The sequence below is a fragment of the Bacteroides sp. genome, assembly GCF_052357945.1.
In the GTDB taxonomy this organism is placed as follows: Bacteria; Bacteroidota; Bacteroidia; order Bacteroidales; family Bacteroidaceae; genus Bacteroides.
In genome coordinates this window covers 1-2195 of the sequence record NZ_DAWCXD010000295.1, presented here as the reverse complement: position 1 = coordinate 2195, position 2195 = coordinate 1, and the positions used below count along the sequence as shown (strand labels likewise).

At 35.1% G+C, this 2195-nt stretch carries 2 protein-coding genes; one reads left to right on the top strand and one right to left on the bottom strand.

Translation table 11 applies throughout. The annotated features are described in order from the left end of the window. The coding region (locus ACT8YW_RS23060) for a restriction endonuclease subunit S (protein WP_444107261.1) at nt 1-1393 on the top strand (1393 nt) is incomplete at its 5' end. Here the strand turns inward: ACT8YW_RS23060 and ACT8YW_RS23055 are convergent. After that, nucleotides 1373-2185, bottom strand: a complete 813-nt coding sequence (locus tag ACT8YW_RS23055; RefSeq protein WP_444107260.1) for a restriction endonuclease subunit S — start codon at nt 2183-2185, stop codon at nt 1373-1375. The two genes, ACT8YW_RS23060 and ACT8YW_RS23055, sit on opposite strands and share 21 nt — an antisense overlap. Nucleotides 2186-2195 lie beyond the last annotated feature (10 nt).

The window sequence follows — 2195 nt, the reverse complement described above, 5'->3', positions numbered from 1 at the left end:
TTCCTATTATGAGAAGTTTCTCGCAACCGGGGAGGTGAAGTGCATTGACGAGGAGATTCCGTTTGAGATACCAGAAGGGTGGGAATGGGAACGAATTGGCAATATATTTGAAACGACAAGTGGTTCTACGCCATTAAGTAGGAATCCGGATTATTATAAAAATGGCAATATCAATTGGGTACGTACAACAGACTTGAACAATGGAATTTTGGACAAAACTGAAATACAAATAACTACAAAAGCAACTATAGACTACAACCTTTCTGTTTTACCCCAAACCTCAGTGTGTATTGCAATGTACGGTGGTGCTGGGACAATAGGCAAACACTGTATCTTGCATTTTGATACAACAATTAACCAATCTGTATGTGCCATCCAGCCTAATGGATTCTGTAATATGGATTACATTCATGCTTTTATTGAATATCAAAGACCATATTGGATGGATTTTGCAGCAGGTTCAAGAAAAGATCCCAATATAAATCAACTCATTATTAAGCGTTGCTTGTTACCTATACCACCACAAGAAGAACAACTGCGCATTGTTGCAAAGCTTAATCAGTTATATCCATATATTAGTCAATATGGAACTAATCAAAATAAACTCAACCAAATAAATAAAGAAATATGGAATAGCTTAAAAAAGTCCATTTTCCAAGAAGCTATTCAAGGCAAACTTGTTTCACAGATTGCAGAGGAAGGCACAGCCCAAGAGTTACTTGAACAGATAAAATTGGAAAAGCAGCAACTCATTAAAGAAGGCAAGTTGAAGAAGTCTGCTTTGACTGATTCTGTTATCTTTCGTGGTGACGATAACAAGTATTATGAGCAGGTAGGTAAAAAGTGCTTGGATATAACAGAACAGATACCTTTTGAAACTCCCAAGAATTGGGTATGGACAAGACTTTCTCATATTGCAAACATTTACACTGGCAACAGTATTAGTGAAACTGAAAAGAAATCAAAATTTACAGATGTTATAGGACGTTATTATATTGGAACTAAGGATGTTGATTTTAATAATCGGATTATTTACGATAATGGCATTGCGATTCCGAAACAATATGAACCTGATTTTAGACTTGCTCCCAATAACTCAATATTGATGTGTATTGAAGGTGGAAGTGCCGGAAGAAAAATTGCAATACTGAATCAAGATGTATGTTTTGGGAATAAGTTATGTTGTTTCTCACCATTTGTTGGAATCGGGAAATACATGTACTATTATCTACAGTCACCATCGTTCTTTGAACTATTTAACCTAAATAAAACGGGCATTATAGGTGGTGTAAGTATAGCAAAAGTAAAAGAAATATTAATACCATTACCTCCGATTAAAGAACAACAACGCATTGTTGCTCAAATAGAAAAACTATTTGAGCAACTGCGATAGTTCATTTATCCGTTCTGCAATACGCTGCTGTTCTTGATAAGGTGGAATACCAATAGGCAGATTGTAGAATAACTCTTTATTGAGGTGCGGAATAGCCGCACCTCTTTTTGAATTTCTCAAATCCTCTTTATAGAACAGAATGAAAGCCAAAATATATGGTTTCCACATAGCCGAAGAGAGCCATAACTGTTTGAATGTACTCCCCATATACCCATCTTGCAGAACAGTGAAAACTTCACCTGAATTTTCACCATCTACAAGAATGATGTTATCTCCGGCATAGACAAATTTTCCTTTCTCTACAATGGTAGCAGATGATTTACCACGTAGGTATTTTGCATCCAGACAGATGCCCTTTCCGTTTCTTTTTTCACCGTCTATCAGTTGGCATATATCTTTCAAACGTAGCACAGACCAATTGTTAGGATATTCAAAAGGAAGCTCAATCTCAACGGTTTGCGCATTTATCCTCTCATAATACTTGTTATCGTCACCTTTATAAATAACGGAATCTGTTAAAGCAGACTTTTTAAGTTTGCCTTCTTTGACAAGTTGCAATTTCTCTTGCCGTATTTGTTCAAGTAATTCTTGGGCTGTACCTTCATCTGCTATTTGTGAAACGAGTTTACCTTGAATTGCTTCTTGGAGAATACTCTTTCTAAGTTTTGGAAATAATTCTTGTTTCAAATTATTTAGTTCACGATATGATTTTTCATATTGTTGAATCACAAAATCAAGTGATTTAAATTTTTCAATAATTCTTTTTTGTTCATTTATTGGAGGTATTGGCATTTAATAATTT